We start from the raw sequence: 17,443 nt of genomic DNA, 5'->3' as shown, positions 1-17,443 counted from the left end.
TCCAATTATGAAAAAACACATCAGCCTGTTACTGACTCTAGTTGTCGTGGTGAGCTCCTTTGAGGTGCTTGCGCAGGGGTCGCCGCAGGCTTTCAGTCTGCAACAGAGTATAGACTACGCCCTGCAGAACCGCGCAAGTCTGAAGATGGCCCGCAATCAGCAGGATATCGACAAAGCCAAAGTAGGAGAGATCCGGTCGATGGGCTTGCCGCAGATCAATGCCGCTGCTGACCTGGGCAAAAACGTGATTCAGCAGAAGAGCTTCCTGCCTGCCGAGTTTTTCCAGGATCCCGATAACCCGAACGCGCCGGAGCCAGGCACTTTCGTGCCCGTAGTATTTACGCCGCAGTATACAGGTAATGCCGCAATCACGGCAAGCCAGCTGCTTTTCGACGGCTCATACCTGATCGGCCTGAAAGCCGCTAAAACCTATACCGAGCTCTCGCGCAAAACCACTGAACAGAACGAGATTGAAGTAGTGGAGCAGGTGACCAAAGCCTACTACAGTGTGTTGGTGAGCCGGGAGCGCATGGAGCTTCTCAACCAGAACCTCTACCGCCTGGACACGCTCCTGAAGCAGACACAGGTGATGTTTGAACAGGGCGTGGCTGAAAAGCTGGATGTGGATCGCCTGCGTGTGACCTACAACAACCTGAAAGTAGAAAAGCAGAAGACAGAACGCTTGCTTACACTAGGTGAGGACCTGCTCAAGTTTCAGATGGGTATGCCGCAGAGAGAGCAGCTATTGTTAACTGATAGCCTAAGTGAAGTCCAGGTTGATATGGCCAAGACGAACCGAAACGGCTTCAATTACAGCAATCGCATTGAGTACTCTGTGCTGGAGACGCAGCGCGACCTGGCCATGCTGAACCTGCGCAACATTCGTTCCGGCTATCTGCCGAAGCTATACCTCAACGGTCGCTACGGCTACGTGGCTGCCAACAATGACTTCAGTGAGATTACCCGCACCCGCAACTGGTTCGATTTTGCTTATGTGGGCCTGGGCCTGCAGCTGCCGATCTTCGACGGCCTGCGCAAGCACTACCAGGTACAGCAGTCCCGCCTGACGCTCGAAAATGCCAAACTTGGTTTTGAGAGTCTGGAACAAGGTATAGACTTAGAGCTGGAGCAGGCCTCCACAGACCTGACGAACTCACTCGACGTACTGGCATCACAGCGCGAGAATCTGGAGCTAGCCGAAGAGATCGCCCGCGTATCCAAGATCAAGTTTCAGGAGGGCGTAGGCTCTAACCTGGAGGTGGTGACCGCCGAAACCGACCTGCGCCAGGCCCAGACCAACTACTACGCTGCCATGTATGATGCCCTGATCGCGAAAGTGAACCTCGACAAAGCCACTGGCACCCTACTTACAAAATAAAACACCCGAAAAAAGATTTACACACGACTGATCATGAAGAAGATATTTGGATTTTCATCGCTGGCCTTGTTTCTAAGCCTGGCCGCCTGCAACCAGGGCAATGACAAAGAGGCGCAACTGGCTGAACTGAAAAAGCAGCAAACTGAACTGCAGGAGCAGATCGCCCAGTTGGAGACAGAGCTTAAAGCAGAGGGCAAGGGCGGACCGGTTGAGAAGAAGACCGTGCCGGTAACCGTAGCGCAGGTGCAGCAGGATACCTTCCGTCACTACCTGGAGGTGCAGGGCCGTGTGGACTTTGACCAGAACGTACTGGTAAGCGCCAAAGTGCCGGGCGTGCTGACAAGCGTACGTGTGAAGCGTGGCGATAAAGTAACCAAAGGACAAACCATGGCGACCATAGACGCACAGGTACTGGAGCAGAGCATCGCTGAGGTACGCACTCGTTTGGAGTTGGCTAATGTGGCCTACGAGCGTCAGAAAAACCTCTGGGATCAGAAAATCGGAACCGAAATGCAGTTTCTGACAGCCAAAAACAACAAAGAGGCCCTGGAGCGCAACCTGGCTACCCTGCAGCAGCAGCGTGACCAGTACAACGTGAAAGCCCCTGTGAGCGGCGTGGTGGATAATGTAATCCCGAATGCAGGGGAGGCTGTGTCACCAGGTGTGGGCATCATTCGGGTAGTGAATACCAATGGTACGAAGATCGTGGCGGAAGTGTCAGAGGCTTACCTGGCTAAGATCAACAAAGGCGACGAAGCCCTGGTACGCTTCCCTGACCTGAATCAGGAGATAACAGCCACTGTGGATGTGGTAAGCCGCTTCATTAACCCAAGCAGCCGCACGTTCATGATCGAGCTACGTCCGAAGAACGTGAAAGTCGAATTGCGCCCGAACCTGGTGGCTGTAGTACGCATACAGGACTATCGCAAAGAAGACGCCATCATTATACCTGTGAACCTGGTGCAGCGCGACGAAAACTCGCAGTACGTGTACGTGGCCCAAAAGCAGGGAGAGCGCTATGTGGCTACCCGCAAAGAGGTAGAGACTGGCGTGAACTACCAGGGACAGGTAGAGGTGCTGAAAGGACTGACGGCACAAGACTACATCATTACAGCAGGATACCAGAGTGTGAACGAGGGGCAGCCGGTTGTTTTCAACCAGGAGCGTATCGCGCAGCAATAACCTTTTAAGCAGCAAACTATGAAATATTTCAAGCCGACCAATTGGTCTATTGATAATAGGACGAGTATTTACATCATTACCCTGATCATCGCGGTATGGGGTATCTTCTCGTATATCACGCTTCAAAAAGAAAACTTCCCTGACATCGTGATTCCAACGGTGTTTGTGGGTACGGTATACCCGGGCACATCGCCGGCCGATATCGAGAGCCTGGTGACCCGCCCTATCGAAAAGCAGCTGAAGGCTATTTCGGGTGTGAAAAAGGTGACATCCAACTCGATTCAGGACTTCTCAATGATCACGGTCGAGTTTAACACCGACGTGGATGTGGTAGAGGCGAAGCAACTGGTGAAGGACGCGGTGGACAAGTCCCGCACCGACCTGCCAACTGACCTCGACCAGGACCCGAACGTGCAGGAGGTGAACTTCTCGGAGTTCCCGATCATGTACCTCAACGTGTCGGGCAACTACAGCCTCGATCGCCTTAAAAAGTACGCTGAAGACATACAGGACCGCATTGAGTCACAGCCCGAGATTACCCGCGTGGACATGGTGGGTGCTCTGGACAAGGAGGTGCAGGTGAACGTAGACCTCTACAAGATGCAGGTAGCGCAGGTGACTTTCGCCGACATCAAGCGGGCTATTTCTTCTGAGAACGTCACTGTGTCTGGAGGCAATATCTCGGTAGGCGAGATGAAGCGCTCTGTGCGTGTGGTGGGTCAGTATACCGACCCGAACAAGATCGGGGACATTGTAGTAAAGTCGCTGAGCGGTGCCAACATCCAGCTCAAAGAGATCGCTGAGGTAAAAGAAGGCTTTGAAGAACAGGAAAGCTTTGCCCGTCTGGATAACGCGCCCGTAATCACGCTCAACGTGATCAAGCGAAGTGGCGAGAACCTGATACAGGCCTCTGACAACATCCACGAGATGGTAGAGGAGATGCAGGCCAACGTGCTGCCAGCTGACCTCAAGATCACGATTACAGGTGACCAGTCCACACAGACGCGTCATACCCTAAATGACCTGATCAACACGATCATCATCGGTTTCGTGCTGGTGACCCTGATCCTGATGTTTTTCATGGGTACGACCAATGCCATTTTTGTGGGCTTGTCGGTTCCGATCTCCATGTTCATCGCCTTTATGCTGATGCCAGTGCTGGGCTTCTCGCTCAACATGATCGTGCTTTTCTCGTTCCTGCTGGCATTGGGTATTGTGGTGGACGATGCCATTGTGGTAATCGAAAACACGCACCGTATCCTACACCAGTCCAATCTGGGAATTATCAAGTCAGCAAAACTGGCCGCCGGCGAGGTATTTATACCTGTACTAGCCGGTACGCTTACTACGGTGGCTCCATTCCTGCCATTGGCCTTCTGGCCAGGCATTGTGGGTAAGTTTATGTTCTTCCTGCCGATCACGTTGATCGTGACACTGATGGCCTCGTTGCTGGTAGCCTTTATCATTAACCCGGTGTTTGCGGCTTCTTTCATGAAGAAAGAGCATGCGCAGGAAGCTGATATCGCACCACGTGCCCGCCGCAACTTCTGGTTGCTGGTTGGTGGTGCTGCGTTGGTAGCTATCGTGGGCTATATGGCCGGCTGGTATGGTACGGCCAACCTGATCATGCTGGCTGTGGTGCTGGTACTGCTCAATCGCTTCGTGTTCCGCCCAATGATTCACGGATTCCAGAATAATACGCTGCCACGTTTCATGCGCGGCTATGAGCGCCTTTTGCGCTGGATGCTGATGGGTAGACGCCCTGTTTGGATGTTCCTGAGCATGTTTGTGCTACTTATTTTCTCTATTTTTCTAACTAGTGTACGAGCGCCTAAAGTAGTATTCTTTCCGGATTCTGATCCGAACTTCGTGTATACCTACATCAGCATGCCGGTCGGTACTGATCAGCTTGTGACTGACTCGGTTACGCGTGAAGTAGAGAAGCGCATCAACCGTGTGATCGGTACGGATAATGGCGATGTGGAATCGGTTATTTCCAATGTGGCGATTGGCGCCGGCGACCAGAATGACCGCAGCGTGACCGCACAATCTCACTTAGGGAAGGTTACCGTAGCCTTCGTTGAGTATCAATACCGGACCGGCGAGCGCAGCTCGCAGGCGTACATGAACGAAATACGCGATGCGGTGCGCGGTATACCGGGTGCCAACATCACGGTAGACAAAGAGCAGAACGGTCCGCCAGTGGGTAAGCCGGTGAGCATTGAGATAGCTGGCGAAGACTTTGAAGGGCTGGTGGCTTTGTCAAAACAGGTGCAGACCTACATCGAGCAGCAGCAGATCGGCGGTATAGAAGAACTTCGCAGTGACCTGGAAGACAGCAAGCCGGAGATCATTATCAACATTGATCGGGAACGTGCCAACCGCGAAGGCATTAGCACCGGGCAGATAGGTATGGAACTGCGCACGGCCATCTTCGGAGACGAGGCCTCCAAGTTCAAACTGGACGAAGAGGAGTACCCGATACAGGTGCGCTATGCAGAGCCTTACCGCAAGAACATCGATGCATTGCTGGACATGCGCATCACATACCGCGACATGAACAGCGGGCAGGTACGCCAGATCCCGCTTTCGTCGCTGGCAGACATTGAGTACGGTACTTCATACGGAGGTATTAAGCGCAAGAACCTGAAACGAGTGGTAACACTGGAGTCGAACGTGCTGGACGGGTATAATGCGAACGAAGTGGTGCAGAGCATCGGTAGTTCGCTGCAGAACTTTGAAACGCCGGAAGGTTACGAGATCAGCATGGGCGGACAGCAGGAGGAGCAGGAAGAAACTGCCAACTTCCTGATGATTGCCCTGGTAGCGGCCTTCCTGATTATCTTCCTGGTGCTGGTGACGCAGTTCAACTCCATCTCGAAGCCGTTCATCATTCTGTCAGAGGTGCTATTCAGCATCATCGGCGTATTGCTGGGCTTCTCCATCTTCGGAATGGACATGTCAGTGGTAATGACCGGTGTGGGTATTGTGGCACTGGCAGGTATCGTGGTGAAAAACGGTATCCTGATCGTGGAGTTCACAGACATGCTGATAGAAGAAGGACGTGATCTGAAAGAGGCGATCGTGGAAGCAGGCAAGACGCGTCTGAACCCGGTATTGCTAACGGCCACGGCGACTATACTAGGCCTGATACCATTGGCGTTAGGTATAAACCTGAACTTCTATACCCTGTTCACGGAGTTCAAAGCGAACTTTTTCATGGGTGGTGATAGTGCCGCCTTCTGGGGGCCATTGGCTTGGACGATCATCTTTGGCTTGGGTTTTGCAACGGTCATCACATTGCTGATTGTGCCTGTGATGTACCTGCTGAACGAAAAATTGCGAGCCAAATTGAAAGGTGAGCGCAAACCAGCCGGAGCTGTGAAGATTATGGGGCAGGAAGAGGCCGCAGTTAATGGAAAAGTAGTGAGAGAATACACCTTATAAATATATGATTGCAACAACAGACAAGACTATTGAGCGTGAGGTTATCCGCATCATTAGCAAAACTAAGGAGATAAGACCTGCACGACTGCAGGCAAATGCCCGTCTGGAAAAGGATTTCGGCTTTGATGTGGTGGATGTAGTGGATATCATCCTGGAGCTGGAGAAAAATTTCCACATCACTATTCCGGACGAAGTGCCTATTAACACCGTAGGTGACTTTGTGGACTTTGTAGCATCACACGCTATGCAGAAAGCCAGCTAAGCGCATTTGTAGGTATAAAAGTGAAGCGGCCCGGGTCTTGACCCGGGCCGCTTTTTATTTGGTGCAACAACGGTGCTTACAGGATGTGCTGTCCTATGTGGCTGTTGTTATGCGTATGTTTTCAAAAAGTGTAGTAAGCGTTCTGTCGATAAGCGAGCTGTTTAGTAAATAGAAATGCGGTAGGCTTTTAACTTCTGGTCGAGCGCCTTGGAGTTGGGGCAAACCTGGTCGAGCAATGCCCAGAAACCTGGCCCATGGTTTTTCTCGATGGTATGCGCCAGCTCGTGCAGGATCACATAGTCGCTGAGCGAGTCAGGCAGGCGCATCAGGTGCAGGTTCAGGTTGATGTTATTGGTGTGTGAGCAGCTTCCCCAGCGTGATTTGGCATTCTTGATGAACACATTCTGATAGTCAAAGCCAAACTTGTCAGCGAAGAATTTGACACGCTCCGGCAAATACGCTTTGGCCTCTTTGCGGTAAGCCTCTTCAATCGACTTGCGGATGAACTTCTGCACCTCGTTATCACGCACGTCTTTGTAAGCCGGGTAGAACACGTTGATGTAACCGTTCTCAATCACACAGCGCATGGTATACTGAGCGTGCGTGAGCAGGCGCAGGGTATGGCTGCGGGTCTTGAAATCGGTGTTGCCATCGTACATGGTCACGCGGGCTTCCTGCTGCTTCATGCGGGCCTGATGCTCCTTTATCCAATCACTTTTGGTATAAATAAGCTGCTCGGCTTTTTCGAAGCTGATATGCGGAGGTACGGCTACACGCACGCCCTTGATAGGACGCACACTAATGCTAAGACGCTTTGCTTTGTCACTGCGTTCGATCAGAACCTTCCCGATGCCGTCGATGTGCAGATTAACGGATGTAAGTCGTAGAAATGATGAAGACACTTTGGCTAAAAGTTAAAAAAATACACAATCATCAGTCCAAATATAGAAAATTAATTCCTTAAAGAACTAATGGCCTGGCCGCTTTTTTCTAATTTTTTTCAAATTCCTTTATTTGAATAGTACTATATTGTGCAGGGGTTATGTATTTTTTTACGCAGAGTTAAGTTGCTATTCCTCTTGCTTTAGCTATAAAAAAAGCTGCCTTGAAGGGCAGCTTTTTAATATTGTTTCCGGTGGTCAGGCTAGCGAATGTTGCCGCCCTCCGGGATGTCATCATGCGGGTCTTTGGCTACGCGACTGCTGTCGGTTGTGGAGGCGCGAACAATGGGCTCGTGGTGACCTGGCTCTTCGGAGCTATGCCCCTGTGAGGCGTGGGCCGGGCCCTCATGCTGTACTTCTGTTGTGCCAGCAGCCTGGTCGCTGTACTTTGGTGTACCGAAGGAGCTGTCAGCATGGTGCGGTTCCATGATGTGCACAGACTTCTGATGTGCCGCACGGTCCTCGTCCCACTCTTTGAACTTGTCAAGCTCCGACTTGATGCTGGTCATAAACCAGGCTAACAGTGTGGCATCGTCCAGAAGGCCGATCACAGGTATAAAGTCAGGGATCAGGTCGATCGGCATGAGGAAGTAAAGGATCACAGCCACGCCTCCAACCAGGACCGTGTTCGGTATGCCTTTGTACTCACCGTTCACCGCTGATCTGATCATGTGCGAGAGCAGCTGGAAGCTTTCCCATACCTCTGCGGCAATGGTGCCGAGGCTTTTCTTGGCAGTGGCTTTCTTGAATGCGTCATTCAATAGCTTCACCACCTGCGAAGGGTGCTCTAAATACCGCTCGGCTTTCTTGAGTATGTTTTTGAACAGCTGACTTTGGGAGATGGTTTTCCCGTCCGGGCTCTGCTGCTGCTGATTCTGAGTGTTCTGATCTGTCATAAGGTGTTTGTGATTTTGTAAGCCCCTGCGAAGGGTATTGATAAATCGGGCGCAAGTTGCTCAACTCCGAACAACCTTCCTATACCTTTCCGCAAGTAATTTTGTTATGATCTATAAACGAAAAAACGGGAGCTGGTATAGCTTCCCGTTCTCAATGGCTGTTATACAGGTATAGGTCTAGTCAACCCGGCCAGCAGCATAGTAATAGTTGCGGTAGTAAGGCTCTTTAAGCGAACTGACCATCACGCCTCCGTTTGTAGCGGAATGTACAAACTTGTTGTCTTTGAGGTAGATGCCTACATGAAAGATCGGTTGCTTGGGGCTACGGCGGAAAAACACCAGGTCGCCGGTGCGCACACTGTCCTTGCGGATGCGGGTAACGTCGTCGAACATGGAGCGGGAGCTGCGGCTGAGGTCAATGCCGTATACGTCGCTGTAGATGCGGGTCACAAAGCCGGAGCAGTCAGTTCCCCGTTTGGAGTTGCTGCCATAGCTGTAAGGAGTGCCCAGCCACTTGGCCACGGTTTCAAGCAAGTCCTTGTCTTCGCTGTAATCGAGCTTGAGGCCCAGTTTGCGGGAGTAGCGGTGGTAAAAGGCCGAATCCACTGGCTCACCGAATTGCGAGGGCACCGGCAGTTGAAGCGCTTTGGCGATGTCTTCCCCGGTCTGGATCGGGTATAGCATGAGGCTGGCCGTTTCCATTTCAGCTGGCGCCGACTCAGGCTTTTTTACATCGTAGAAGAAAGAAAGCGTAATGGAAATAATGGCCAGTACGCTCAGGATGATTGTCTTTGTCATAGGGTTTAGCATGTTTTGCACTGCCGCAGCTGCAAACTTTGTCACCTTATGGTTGTAGAGTTGTATAGATATTGAATTGCACTTTATACCCTGCAACCTGTCCGCCAAATATTAAAATGGCGAACCAGGGAGCAAAAGTAAGTACAATTTTCTAGACTGGCAATATGGTAAATAGCTGATGTTCACAGGAGAAAGGCATATTGTTTACTTTTTATTCAAGGCTGTTCACCCTTATGATGGCCTGGAAGCGTAACCTAACTGACCTATTGTATCAGGTATAAGCTTACAAAAATGAAGTACAAAATTGTTGAAAATTCGCCCTTTGCCCGCATTGCCCGCCTGGTGCTCAAGAGCAGCAACGTGGCCATGGTGCTGGGTAAGACCATACACCTGAGTGGTGTGAGGCGGGAGTCCTTTCTGCGCGACAAAGGCTGGTTGGCACACGAGCTTTGCCATATCCGGCAATTCCAGGAGCATGGCTACCTGCGTTTCCTATGGCTATACCTGCGCGAGTCGATGCGGGTGGGCTACTATAACAACAAGTATGAAGTGGAGGCACGCATTGCCGGCCTGAAGGGAGAGGCCGATCTGCCGGTGGCCCAAAAAGCAGACAGCTCGATCAAACCGACCGAGCTGCCCTTGCCTATTGATATCAGAAAAGAAAGCTAGAACCTATGCCTGGCGCCATTTGATGGTGCAACCGATCGCCTTGGTGTTTGGCTGACTCACAGCTTTGCCGGCAACCAGTTCGTTCAGGGCTTCCTCTGCGTATTTCTTCTGCACCTTATTTGGTTCACGCGAGTTGTCGTCTATCGTGCCGATATAGGCTACCTTAAAAGAACCGTCTTTTTGCTTCTGCACTACATACAGGTGAGGGGTTTTAGAGGCACCGTATGCTTTGGTGATCTCCTGCGTTTCGTCATACACATACGGGAAAGGAAATTTTTTCTCCTTTGCGCGCACCTGCATGTGCTTGTAAGAGTCCTTTGGCGATACCTGCACGTCGTTCGGGTTGATGGCGATAACCGGATAGCCTTTCGGAGCATACTTGTTGTGCAGGTCGATGATGCGGTCTTCGTAAGCCACCGAGTAAGGGCAGGTGTTGCAGGTGAACGTCACAATAAAGCCTTTGGCGTCTTTGTAGTCGGCCATGGAAACCATCTTGCCATCCACATTTTTCAGCTTAAAGTCACGGGCGGTGTCGCCTACTTTGTAGCCAGCGTTGTCAGAGGCAGGCATAGCTGCCATCAGCACACCCACCAACAGCAGGCATGCCATGTAAAGGAACGGTATTCGGTTATTCTTCATAGTAATTGATTATGGTTTATACTTAGTGATCAGTTCCTGTAATTCCTGCTGTGATATTTCGCGCTCTATAAACTCATACTGGCCGCGCTTGTTGTTAAAGAACATGGTGGCAGGTATAGCACCCGACCACTTCGGCTCAATGCGGTCTATCCACGTGTTGCCATCCGTTTCGTCGAGCAGGTATAGCCGTGACTGCAGGTTGCGTTTCTTCACAAAAGGCATCACGCGTTTTTCCATATCCTGCACCGCATCCATGCTCACCAGAATCACCCGCACAGGCTGGTCTTTGTACTGGGCATGGGCAGCTTCAAAATAAGGCATCTCTTTAATACAAGGCTTGCACCAGGTAGCCCAGAAGTTCACCACATATAACGTGTCGTGCGGCGCCTGGCGCAACTCCTGCAATTGGTCAAACTTAATGGTCGTGACCGTTTGAGACAGAGCCGCCGTGCTTCCTGCCAGGCTGATGGCAAGTACCAGTATAAAGTGCTTCAAATAAGTTGTCATGAAAGTATAACGAAAAGTAAAACAGCTCTATTGCTGCCGCTTCCTTCTAACAATTTGCCTTCCAAATCGTTTTGAATAAACTATACGAATGTTAAACTATAAAAACCAACTTAAAATGTCTAATAAACTGGAAGGAAAAATGATAGCGATAGTAGTAACCGATGGATTTGAGCAAGTGGAGCTCACTGAGCCCAAAAAAGCATTGGAGGAGGCAGGTGCCCAAACCCATATCATCGCCCTGAAAGACGGGGAAGTAAAAGGCTGGAATCATACCGATTGGGGCGATAAATTCAAAGTAGACAAAACCATAGACAGTGTAAATGCTGAAGACTACAACGGCCTGTTGCTGCCAGGTGGCGTGATGAGCCCTGACAAGCTGCGCGCCAACGAAAAGGTGGTCAGCTTTGTGAGCAAGTTCATGGAAAGCGGCAAACCGGTAGCCGCCATCTGCCACGGCCCCTGGACGCTGATCGAGACTGGTAAGCTGCAAGGCAAGAAAGTAACGAGCTACCATACCCTGAAGACCGACCTGAAGAATGCCGGTGCCGAATGGGTGGATCAGGAAGTGGTAGTGGACAATGGTCTGGTGACAAGCCGCAACCCGGACGATATACCTGCCTTCAACAAGAAGATCATAGAGGAGTTTGCCGAAGGTCGCCACGACCCGCGCTAGGTCATACTTTAGGAAATAACAGAAGCCGCCGTGCTATACCTGAACAGGTAGGGCACGGCGACTTTTTTTGAAGGCTATACCTTAACCCTGTATTAGCGGCAGCAACTGTTCTGTGCGCCCTTCCAGCAATACAACCAAGGTGATATCAAGCACCAGTAAGAATAGTGCCTGCAGCGTGATAGACTGTCCGTAGCCCAGGTATTGCTCTGCTTTGGGAGAACTCAACGACAGCTCTTTCAGGTAAGCGGCCAGCATCAGAAAGGCCAGGTCGAGGCCAATGCTCAGGTATAGCAGCTTAAGATTCCAATGGTGAAAACCGACGGTTTCGGATAAAGACCGCATAGTGGGGTCCACTGAGAGGATATAGTAAAGTGAGCCGCCTGCAATGATCAGGTTTACGATATTCCAGTAGATGTTCATCTGGAAAAAATAACGTTTGTTGCGCGACGATTTGGTGAGTTTGATGCTACTGATGAGGATGTTGATAAGTGCCCAGGCCCCCAGTGCCAGCATGCCAAATTTCAACGTCTCTGCCTGTTTCAGGTTGAATGCCGCTATGGTACTGCCCTGGGCGTTGGCCGTGAGACAGATTAGCAAAAGAGGCAACAGGCAAAGGAATTTTCTCATAATATGTTCACAAATGGTTTGTGTAGGAACGTACTACGGGTGAGTTTAGCATAGTTGCGCCGGAATAAATGCGGGAACAGTACAATTGCTGTAACGCAATTGTTGCTCTAAGTGTTTGTTGGTTAGGTTATTGTCGCCGGGCTACTATGTCAAGTCCAATATTGACAGATGGGTAAATCGTCCTGTTTCCAAGGGACTGGTCAGATCCGTAAGTGATTTTCCAGTGTGTACGATCAATGTTGAAGTTGGCTTTGGCACGTAGCACAGAGTCTTCCTGTTCGATGCGGGCAGGAAAGCTGATGCTCTTGGTGATACCCTTAATGGTGAGGTTGCCAGTCACTTTATGGTTGGGGTCCTTGATGCGCAGTTGCTTTGTGTTGCCAGCAGGTGCAGGCACGTCTTGTCGCTCGGTACTATCATAAGGGGCAAAGGAAGTGATCACGAATGAGGCAATCGGGTGCTGTTCCACATCAAAAAAGTCGGAAGAGCGGAGGTGTTTGGTCAGTTTCTTATTACCCGCCTCGTCAACAGATTTGTCATCCGACCGCACATTGGCCATGTCAAATACTGCCTTGCCGCCATGCGGTTCGCCGTTATGCAGTGTAATGCTGCCTTCCTTGATAGGTATAAGGCCATTGTGGCGTCCCGTCACTTTAGCGCCTATCCAGGTAACGGAGCTCTTGGCAGTGTCAATCTGAAAGATCTGGTCAGGTTTGCCTGGGCCGAGTGAGCGCACGGCTGCGCCTATTTCGGCTTCGTCGGTTTTCACGGTAGTGTCGCAGGCCATACCGGCAAATGCCAGCAGAGCCCAAAGCAAGGTATAGAAGGTTCGTATCTGGTGCGTATTCATAAGTATAATGCTGTGCCTGGTAGCACGAGGGTGTTTTTGCATTATAAAATACGTCATACGAAGACAAAGGGCTGAAAATCAAGCCAGGCATACCTGTACCTAAAACAATACAGGGACCTGGTAGCAGGCCCCTGTATCGAGGAGATCAAAGGTGAGTAATGAGTTAAAAGCCTATGCCCAGGTATACCTGGAACACACCGTGCTTTACATCCTGATTTATCTTCTGTCCCAGGTTATTTTCTTTGCGGAGGTCCTCCATGCTCAGGTTGTAGCGGGCTCCCAGTCTGAAAATGCTCAGACGTGCCTCGGCACCGGCCGCTACGCCATAAGCGAAGGTATTAAGCGGCTCTATGCTCACTTCCGTGTCTTCTTCCTTCGCCGACATTAGGATGCCTACCTGCGGGCCAAAATGCACGCTCACGTTTTCTGTGATATTGAACACGGCCAAAATAGGTACCTCCAGGTAGTCGAAGCGGAAGGTGGAGTCGTTGCGCTCCATGCCTTTGCGTGAATAGATTGCCTCTGGCTGGATGGAAAAAGTGCTGCCAAGCGCAAATTGTGTATACACACCGGCATGGAAAGTAGTTAGGCCACTGAAGTTGCCCAGCACATCTTTATCACTGCCGCGAAGTGTGGCGAAGTTCACACCACCTTTTATGCCAAAGCCAGAGTTGGTGCCTGTGCCGCTAAACAGATTGTGGTTCTGCTGACCGGCGGAAGGTCCGTAGTCGGACTGAGCGAAAGCTCCTAACGAAATAAGGAATGCAACGAGTAGTAGTATGGGTTTTTTCATGGTTTTATCTGGTTGGTTTCAAGTAAAGTCTACGGTAGCCTAGGCTAAACTGTGACTTTTATTAGTTAATCTATATATATCGTTTTTTAGTTCATAAAGGTTGCGGGCCTTTTTTCGATCAGTCTATTATGCATGCTTATAGGAGCCTGAAACAGATAGTGCCACCTGGCTTTATAGGACTGCTTCAAGAGTCAGGCGGTGCGTAAGAAGAGCTAAACAGGGGTGCATGAGATTAAAATTTACCTGAAATTAACATGGAGTTAACACGAAATGGTGGATAATTCACCTTAATCAACATAGTTATCCACATTTTTCCACATTCTGAATGCGCATTTGTGGGCAATTATATAGGGTTTCATGAATTTATGCACCTATGTGAACAGCCCGCTTTACATAATGTTGTGAGTACATAATTGTACTGAAAATCAGGTATGAACAACTTGGGAAGGCGCTGGGATACCGGTTAGGGAATCAGGCAGAAAGGGTAGGTAGAGCGGTTATAGGATAGCAGAAAATGAGATGGTGGATAAACCAGAGGTGGTGTATAAATGTTAATTTTGCATTATGCTGAAAATCGCCTGGTCCGAAGTATTCGCACATGCACTGCCTGAGGGGCATCGTTTCCCGATGGCCAAATATGATCTGCTGCCTGAACAACTGCTCTATGAAGGGACGATTACCCAGGAAAACCTTTTTGCCCCCGAGCCACTCCAAGAGGAGTACATTCTCGATACCCATGACGCCACCTACTGGCAGCGCCTGCGCAACCTGGAACTGACGCCTTCAGAAATTCGCAAAACAGGATTCCCGCTTTCAGACCAACTGGTGCAGCGTGAGATCGTGATCATGAATGGCACGGTGCAGGCAGCCCTATTTGCGCTGGAGTTTGGTATTAGTATGAACATAGCCGGCGGCACACACCATGCCTTTACGGATAGGGGAGAGGGCTTCTGCCTGCTTAATGACATCGCCATCGCGGCAAACCACCTGCTCAGGTATAAGGGAATCAAGAAAGTGCTGGTAGTGGATCTGGATGTGCACCAGGGCAACGGTACGGCGCAGATCTTTCGGAACGAGCCGCGGGTGTATACCTTCAGTATGCACGGCGGACACAACTATCCATTCCATAAGGAACAGTCGGACCTGGATGTGCCGTTGGCAGAAGGCACTGACGACAAAACTTACCTGAAGCTGCTCGGGGAGCATCTGCCCTGCCTGCTGGATGAGCAGCAGCCGGAGTTTGTGTTTTTTCAGTCAGGGGTGGATGTGCTGGCTACTGACAAGCTCGGGAAGCTGGGTATGAGCATAGCCGGCTGCAAAGAGCGCGACCGCATGGTGCTGGAGGCCTGTGCACGCCACCGCATACCTGTAGCTGTGAGTATGGGTGGTGGCTACTCCAAACAGATCGCGCACATTGTAGAAGCGCACGCCAACACGTTTAGGCTGGCGCAGCAGCTATTCTTTTAACCCTATGGTCTAGACTTCAGTTTATCATCCTCGCTCTTGCCTCTTGCGCCGGGCAATATCAGCTTAAGTAGAATATAGATGATCGGAGCCAATACCAGCACCAGGATCACAAACAGGACAGCCTTGAGCACCTTCACAAAAATAGAGATGACGAGAGCGGAGATAATAATGGAAACCACGAAGAGGATCCAGAAATTAAGCGTGCTTTTGTTCATGTTAAAAGGTTTAAGTGAGCGACTAAGCGATACCTGTTAGAGGAGTGCCGTAGCCCCAGCGGCATACAATGCCAAAGAGGCCGGCAGTATCCGGGCCGGTAAAGCACATTGAACTATCGCATCATAAGGGAGTTGATTGGTATACCTTGTTAAGATACTAATTGTTAGGCTTTTTTCAAAAGCAGTTGCCAGCGAAATGCCCACATCCAGCGCAGACTATACCTGTCTATACCTGCCTCTTGCACCAGCCTTTGCAGTTCCTCTCTTCGGAAAGCCCGCCATACTGAAAGCGGCGCGTCGTTTTTGACAAGATAGGAATCAGAGAAAAAATGTGTGAGCAACCTGATGGAATGATAGGCCAGCCAGTGTCGGTGCAGGTCATTCACAATAACGGCTATACCTGCCTGTCGGTGCAGCTGTCGGAACATCTGTACCAGTTGGTCATCGGTGAAGTGGTGGCAAAACAGGCTGCATACTACGATGTCGTAGTGCTGTTTCTGGAAAGCCTCCGAGAAAACATCATATTGCTCCAATGTGATCTCTGGGAAGCCACCGCAGCGTTGCCGGGCATACTGCACCATAAAATCGTTGGCATCTATACCTATAAGTTGCAGTGGAACATTTTTGCGGCGGGCCCACTTGGCAATGTGACGCAGCGTGTCACCACCACCGCAGCCGATGTCGGCAATGCGTAAGGGCGGGCCTTCGTAACCATTCAAGAGTTTTTCCAAAGCGTCAAGCACCACCTTATAGCCACCCAGCCAGGTGTTGATCACTTCCAGTTCTTCGAGGTTGCGCCGCAGCTCGTCTCCTGACAGGCTGAGGTCGTCCATCAGTTCGGCTTGGTTAGACCTTTGTTTCAGCATAGTGCACTTTCAGTAGCATCGATTCCAATGTCAGGCCCGGGCCAAAAGCGAAGCTCAGCACCGGCTCGTCTTTTTCCTGGGTGGTCAGACTCTCCATTAGTTCTTTGAGTACAAACAGCACCGTGGCCGACGACATGTTGCCGAACTCGTGCAGTACCCGGTAGGCAAAACGGTTGTCGTCACGCGTCATGCCCAGTTCCTGCTCTATCACTTCCAGTATGCGACGTCCGCCGGGGTGTATGGCAAAGAGCTTGATCTCCGACACAGTGGTGCGCAGCCCTTGCAGTAAGCGCTCGGTCAGCTGCTTGATGCCTTTTTTGATCAGGTCCGGCACGTATGAGGACAGAGTCATTTCAAAACCGGTGTCGCCGATATGCCAGGCCATCTCCCGCTTACCGGCCGGAGCCAGATCGCAGTGGAAAGACTGCAGCTCAAGACTCACTTCCTGGCAAGGCTGCCCTTGCATAAGCACTGCAGCGGCACCATCGCCGAACAGCGCATTCGATACCAGGTGATCCTGTTCGGGATTCTTCTGGAAATGGATAGTGCATATCTCCGTGCACACCAGCATGACCCGGGCATTGGGGTCGGCTTTGCAGATGGCATCTGCCAGTTTGATGGCATTGAAAGCGGCATAGCAACCCATGAAATTCACGGCCGTGCGTTGTACACAGGTATTCAGTTCAAGACGCTCTACCAACTCAATATCGAGGCCGGGCGCATACATGCCGGTGCAGCTTACCGTGATCAGGTGTGTCAGATTCTGAAGGGAAGTATTGCTTACCTGGGCAAGGCAGTTGCGCACGGCCTGCTCTGATAGGTCAAGGGCGTGCTTGCGGTATACCTCCATGCGTTTCTGCACGGTCGGGAAAGGCTCCAGGTCGAGGGTGTTCGGGAAGAAAGTGAAGTCACCGTTCTGGCGGGTAAAGTCTTCGAGCACACTGTAGCGCTGTCTGATACCCGACACGCGGTAAAGGGCTTTGAGCTTCCGGCTATCCTGTTCGTCCATTTGCAGGGCAGCAGCCATAAAGTCGGCCACCTGCATCTGCGGGATTTTATGTGGCGGGTTAGCCGTACCGATACCGCATATATAGCTTTTCATAAGCAGGTGTCTGTTCTTAGAATTTGTTTCAGAGCAATAGATGTGTTATACCTGGGCCTGCCCAGCTATCATTAAGTATAGCAGCAACAGACAAGCAAACGCTATGTTCGTGTATTTCTATAAAAAGATAC

18 protein-coding genes are annotated in these 17,443 nt (G+C 50.8%); 7 read left to right on the top strand and 11 right to left on the bottom strand.

The window, feature by feature from the left end; genetic code table 11:
- Window positions 1-7: 7 nt before the first annotated feature.
- Genes AC5FX6_RS17575 through AC5FX6_RS17560 form a run of 4 tightly spaced genes read left to right on the top strand, consistent with a single transcriptional unit; the run spans window position 8 to window position 6,269 of the window.
- Window positions 8-1,378 (top strand): TolC family protein, encoded by a 1,371-nt coding sequence (locus tag AC5FX6_RS17575; RefSeq protein WP_493598264.1) that lies wholly within the window; start codon window positions 8-10, stop codon window positions 1,376-1,378.
- Between the two features lie 33 nt (window positions 1,379-1,411).
- The gene (locus tag AC5FX6_RS17570) at window positions 1,412-2,560 is read left to right on the top strand and encodes an efflux RND transporter periplasmic adaptor subunit (RefSeq protein WP_493598263.1); all 1,149 of its coding nucleotides are present in this window, start codon (window positions 1,412-1,414) and stop codon (window positions 2,558-2,560) included.
- Window positions 2,561-2,578: 18 nt separating this feature from the next.
- A complete protein-coding gene (locus tag AC5FX6_RS17565) occupies window positions 2,579-6,007 on the top strand; it encodes an efflux RND transporter permease subunit (RefSeq protein ID WP_493598262.1) in 3,429 nt (1,142 codons plus the stop codon).
- A gap of 4 nt (window positions 6,008-6,011) precedes the next feature.
- Window positions 6,012-6,269 (top strand): acyl carrier protein, encoded by a 258-nt coding sequence (locus AC5FX6_RS17560; protein WP_493598261.1) that lies wholly within the window; start codon window positions 6,012-6,014, stop codon window positions 6,267-6,269.
- Between the two features lie 161 nt (window positions 6,270-6,430).
- Here the strand turns inward: AC5FX6_RS17560 and AC5FX6_RS17555 are convergent, their stop codons facing one another.
- The 3 genes from AC5FX6_RS17555 to AC5FX6_RS17545 all read right to left on the bottom strand — a co-directional run bounded on the left by AC5FX6_RS17555 (window position 6,431) and on the right by AC5FX6_RS17545 (window position 8,904).
- Window positions 6,431-7,171 (bottom strand): M48 family metallopeptidase, encoded by a 741-nt coding sequence (locus AC5FX6_RS17555; RefSeq protein WP_493598260.1) that lies wholly within the window; start codon window positions 7,169-7,171, stop codon window positions 6,431-6,433.
- 242 nt (window positions 7,172-7,413) lie between these two features.
- Window positions 7,414-8,106, bottom strand: a complete 693-nt coding sequence (locus AC5FX6_RS17550) for a YkvA family protein (protein WP_493598259.1) — start codon at window positions 8,104-8,106, stop codon at window positions 7,414-7,416.
- Between the two features lie 177 nt (window positions 8,107-8,283).
- On the bottom strand, window positions 8,284-8,904 hold the full coding sequence (locus AC5FX6_RS17545; RefSeq protein ID WP_493598258.1) for a C40 family peptidase: 621 nt from the start codon (window positions 8,902-8,904) through the stop codon (window positions 8,284-8,286).
- 291 nt (window positions 8,905-9,195) lie between these two features.
- Here AC5FX6_RS17545 and AC5FX6_RS17540 point away from each other — a divergent pair, with 291 nt between their 5' ends.
- Window positions 9,196-9,573 (top strand): hypothetical protein, encoded by a 378-nt coding sequence (locus AC5FX6_RS17540; RefSeq protein WP_493598257.1) that lies wholly within the window; start codon window positions 9,196-9,198, stop codon window positions 9,571-9,573.
- 3 nt (window positions 9,574-9,576) lie between these two features.
- Here AC5FX6_RS17540 and AC5FX6_RS17535 read toward each other — a convergent pair whose 3' ends face one another.
- Window positions 9,577-10,212 (bottom strand): thioredoxin family protein, encoded by a 636-nt coding sequence (locus tag AC5FX6_RS17535; protein ID WP_493598256.1) that lies wholly within the window; start codon window positions 10,210-10,212, stop codon window positions 9,577-9,579.
- A 9-nt stretch (window positions 10,213-10,221) separates the two neighbouring features.
- Complete coding sequence (locus AC5FX6_RS17530) at window positions 10,222-10,719, bottom strand: TlpA disulfide reductase family protein (protein WP_493598255.1); 498 nt, start codon at window positions 10,717-10,719, stop codon at window positions 10,222-10,224.
- Window positions 10,720-10,834: 115 nt separating this feature from the next.
- Between AC5FX6_RS17530 and AC5FX6_RS17525 the strand changes: the two genes are divergently transcribed.
- Complete coding sequence (locus tag AC5FX6_RS17525; RefSeq protein ID WP_493598254.1) at window positions 10,835-11,392, top strand: type 1 glutamine amidotransferase domain-containing protein; 558 nt, start codon at window positions 10,835-10,837, stop codon at window positions 11,390-11,392.
- A gap of 81 nt (window positions 11,393-11,473) precedes the next feature.
- Here AC5FX6_RS17525 and AC5FX6_RS17520 read toward each other — a convergent pair whose 3' ends face one another.
- The 3 genes from AC5FX6_RS17520 to AC5FX6_RS17510 all read right to left on the bottom strand — a co-directional run bounded on the left by AC5FX6_RS17520 (window position 11,474) and on the right by AC5FX6_RS17510 (window position 13,662).
- Window positions 11,474-12,019: a DUF6992 family protein gene (locus tag AC5FX6_RS17520; RefSeq protein ID WP_493598253.1), complete on the bottom strand. Its 546-nt coding sequence runs from the start codon at window positions 12,017-12,019 to the stop codon at window positions 11,474-11,476.
- Between the two features lie 127 nt (window positions 12,020-12,146).
- Window positions 12,147-12,869 carry a YceI family protein gene (locus tag AC5FX6_RS17515; protein ID WP_493598252.1) on the bottom strand — a complete coding sequence of 241 codons (723 nt, stop codon included), beginning with the start codon at window positions 12,867-12,869 and terminating at the stop codon, window positions 12,147-12,149.
- Window positions 12,870-13,032: 163 nt separating this feature from the next.
- Window positions 13,033-13,662, bottom strand: coding sequence for a porin family protein (locus tag AC5FX6_RS17510; RefSeq protein ID WP_493598251.1), 630 nt, complete (start codon window positions 13,660-13,662; stop codon window positions 13,033-13,035).
- A 564-nt stretch (window positions 13,663-14,226) separates the two neighbouring features.
- Between AC5FX6_RS17510 and AC5FX6_RS17505 the strand changes: the two genes are divergently transcribed.
- A complete protein-coding gene (locus tag AC5FX6_RS17505) occupies window positions 14,227-15,129 on the top strand; it encodes a histone deacetylase family protein (RefSeq protein ID WP_493598250.1) in 903 nt (300 codons plus the stop codon).
- Between the two features lie 2 nt (window positions 15,130-15,131).
- Here AC5FX6_RS17505 and AC5FX6_RS17500 read toward each other — a convergent pair whose 3' ends face one another.
- The 3 genes from AC5FX6_RS17500 to AC5FX6_RS17490 form a co-directional block, all read right to left on the bottom strand.
- Window positions 15,132-15,344, bottom strand: coding sequence for a hypothetical protein (locus tag AC5FX6_RS17500; protein ID WP_493598249.1), 213 nt, complete (start codon window positions 15,342-15,344; stop codon window positions 15,132-15,134).
- 164 nt (window positions 15,345-15,508) lie between these two features.
- Window positions 15,509-16,210: a methyltransferase domain-containing protein gene (locus AC5FX6_RS17495; RefSeq protein WP_493598248.1), complete on the bottom strand. Its 702-nt coding sequence runs from the start codon at window positions 16,208-16,210 to the stop codon at window positions 15,509-15,511.
- Window positions 16,191-17,312 (bottom strand): type III polyketide synthase, encoded by a 1,122-nt coding sequence (locus AC5FX6_RS17490; protein ID WP_493598247.1) that lies wholly within the window; start codon window positions 17,310-17,312, stop codon window positions 16,191-16,193. Before AC5FX6_RS17490 ends, AC5FX6_RS17495 begins: the two co-directional genes overlap by 20 nt.
- Window positions 17,313-17,443 lie beyond the last annotated feature (131 nt).

It is taken from the genome of Pontibacter sp. LHS2 (genome assembly GCF_058932845.1).
The sequence above is the reverse complement of the archived record's forward strand: the minus strand, read 5'-3'. Positions and strand labels throughout refer to the sequence as shown.

What these genes read in the sequence shown, in the direction of transcription:
- AC5FX6_RS17575 (WP_493598264.1), top strand. Translation starts at nt 8, where the DNA reads ATGAAAAAACACATCAGCCTGTTACTGACTCTAGTTGTCGTGGTGAGC.
- AC5FX6_RS17570 (WP_493598263.1), top strand. Translation starts at nt 1,412, where the DNA reads ATGAAGAAGATATTTGGATTTTCATCGCTGGCCTTGTTTCTAAGCCTG.
- AC5FX6_RS17565 (WP_493598262.1), top strand. Translation starts at nt 2,579, where the DNA reads ATGAAATATTTCAAGCCGACCAATTGGTCTATTGATAATAGGACGAGT.
- AC5FX6_RS17560 (WP_493598261.1), top strand. Translation starts at nt 6,012, where the DNA reads ATGATTGCAACAACAGACAAGACTATTGAGCGTGAGGTTATCCGCATC.
- AC5FX6_RS17550 (WP_493598259.1), bottom strand. Translation starts at nt 8,106, where the DNA reads ATGACAGATCAGAACACTCAGAATCAGCAGCAGCAGAGCCCGGACGGG.
- AC5FX6_RS17545 (WP_493598258.1), bottom strand. Translation starts at nt 8,904, where the DNA reads ATGACAAAGACAATCATCCTGAGCGTACTGGCCATTATTTCCATTACG.
- AC5FX6_RS17540 (WP_493598257.1), top strand. Translation starts at nt 9,196, where the DNA reads ATGAAGTACAAAATTGTTGAAAATTCGCCCTTTGCCCGCATTGCCCGC.
- AC5FX6_RS17535 (WP_493598256.1), bottom strand. Translation starts at nt 10,212, where the DNA reads ATGAAGAATAACCGAATACCGTTCCTTTACATGGCATGCCTGCTGTTG.
- AC5FX6_RS17530 (WP_493598255.1), bottom strand. Translation starts at nt 10,719, where the DNA reads ATGACAACTTATTTGAAGCACTTTATACTGGTACTTGCCATCAGCCTG.
- AC5FX6_RS17525 (WP_493598254.1), top strand. Translation starts at nt 10,835, where the DNA reads ATGTCTAATAAACTGGAAGGAAAAATGATAGCGATAGTAGTAACCGAT.
- AC5FX6_RS17520 (WP_493598253.1), bottom strand. Translation starts at nt 12,019, where the DNA reads ATGAGAAAATTCCTTTGCCTGTTGCCTCTTTTGCTAATCTGTCTCACG.
- AC5FX6_RS17515 (WP_493598252.1), bottom strand. Translation starts at nt 12,869, where the DNA reads ATGAATACGCACCAGATACGAACCTTCTATACCTTGCTTTGGGCTCTG.
- AC5FX6_RS17510 (WP_493598251.1), bottom strand. Translation starts at nt 13,662, where the DNA reads ATGAAAAAACCCATACTACTACTCGTTGCATTCCTTATTTCGTTAGGA.
- AC5FX6_RS17505 (WP_493598250.1), top strand. Translation starts at nt 14,227, where the DNA reads ATGCTGAAAATCGCCTGGTCCGAAGTATTCGCACATGCACTGCCTGAG.
- AC5FX6_RS17500 (WP_493598249.1), bottom strand. Translation starts at nt 15,344, where the DNA reads ATGAACAAAAGCACGCTTAATTTCTGGATCCTCTTCGTGGTTTCCATT.
- AC5FX6_RS17495 (WP_493598248.1), bottom strand. Translation starts at nt 16,210, where the DNA reads ATGCTGAAACAAAGGTCTAACCAAGCCGAACTGATGGACGACCTCAGC.
- AC5FX6_RS17490 (WP_493598247.1), bottom strand. Translation starts at nt 17,312, where the DNA reads ATGAAAAGCTATATATGCGGTATCGGTACGGCTAACCCGCCACATAAA.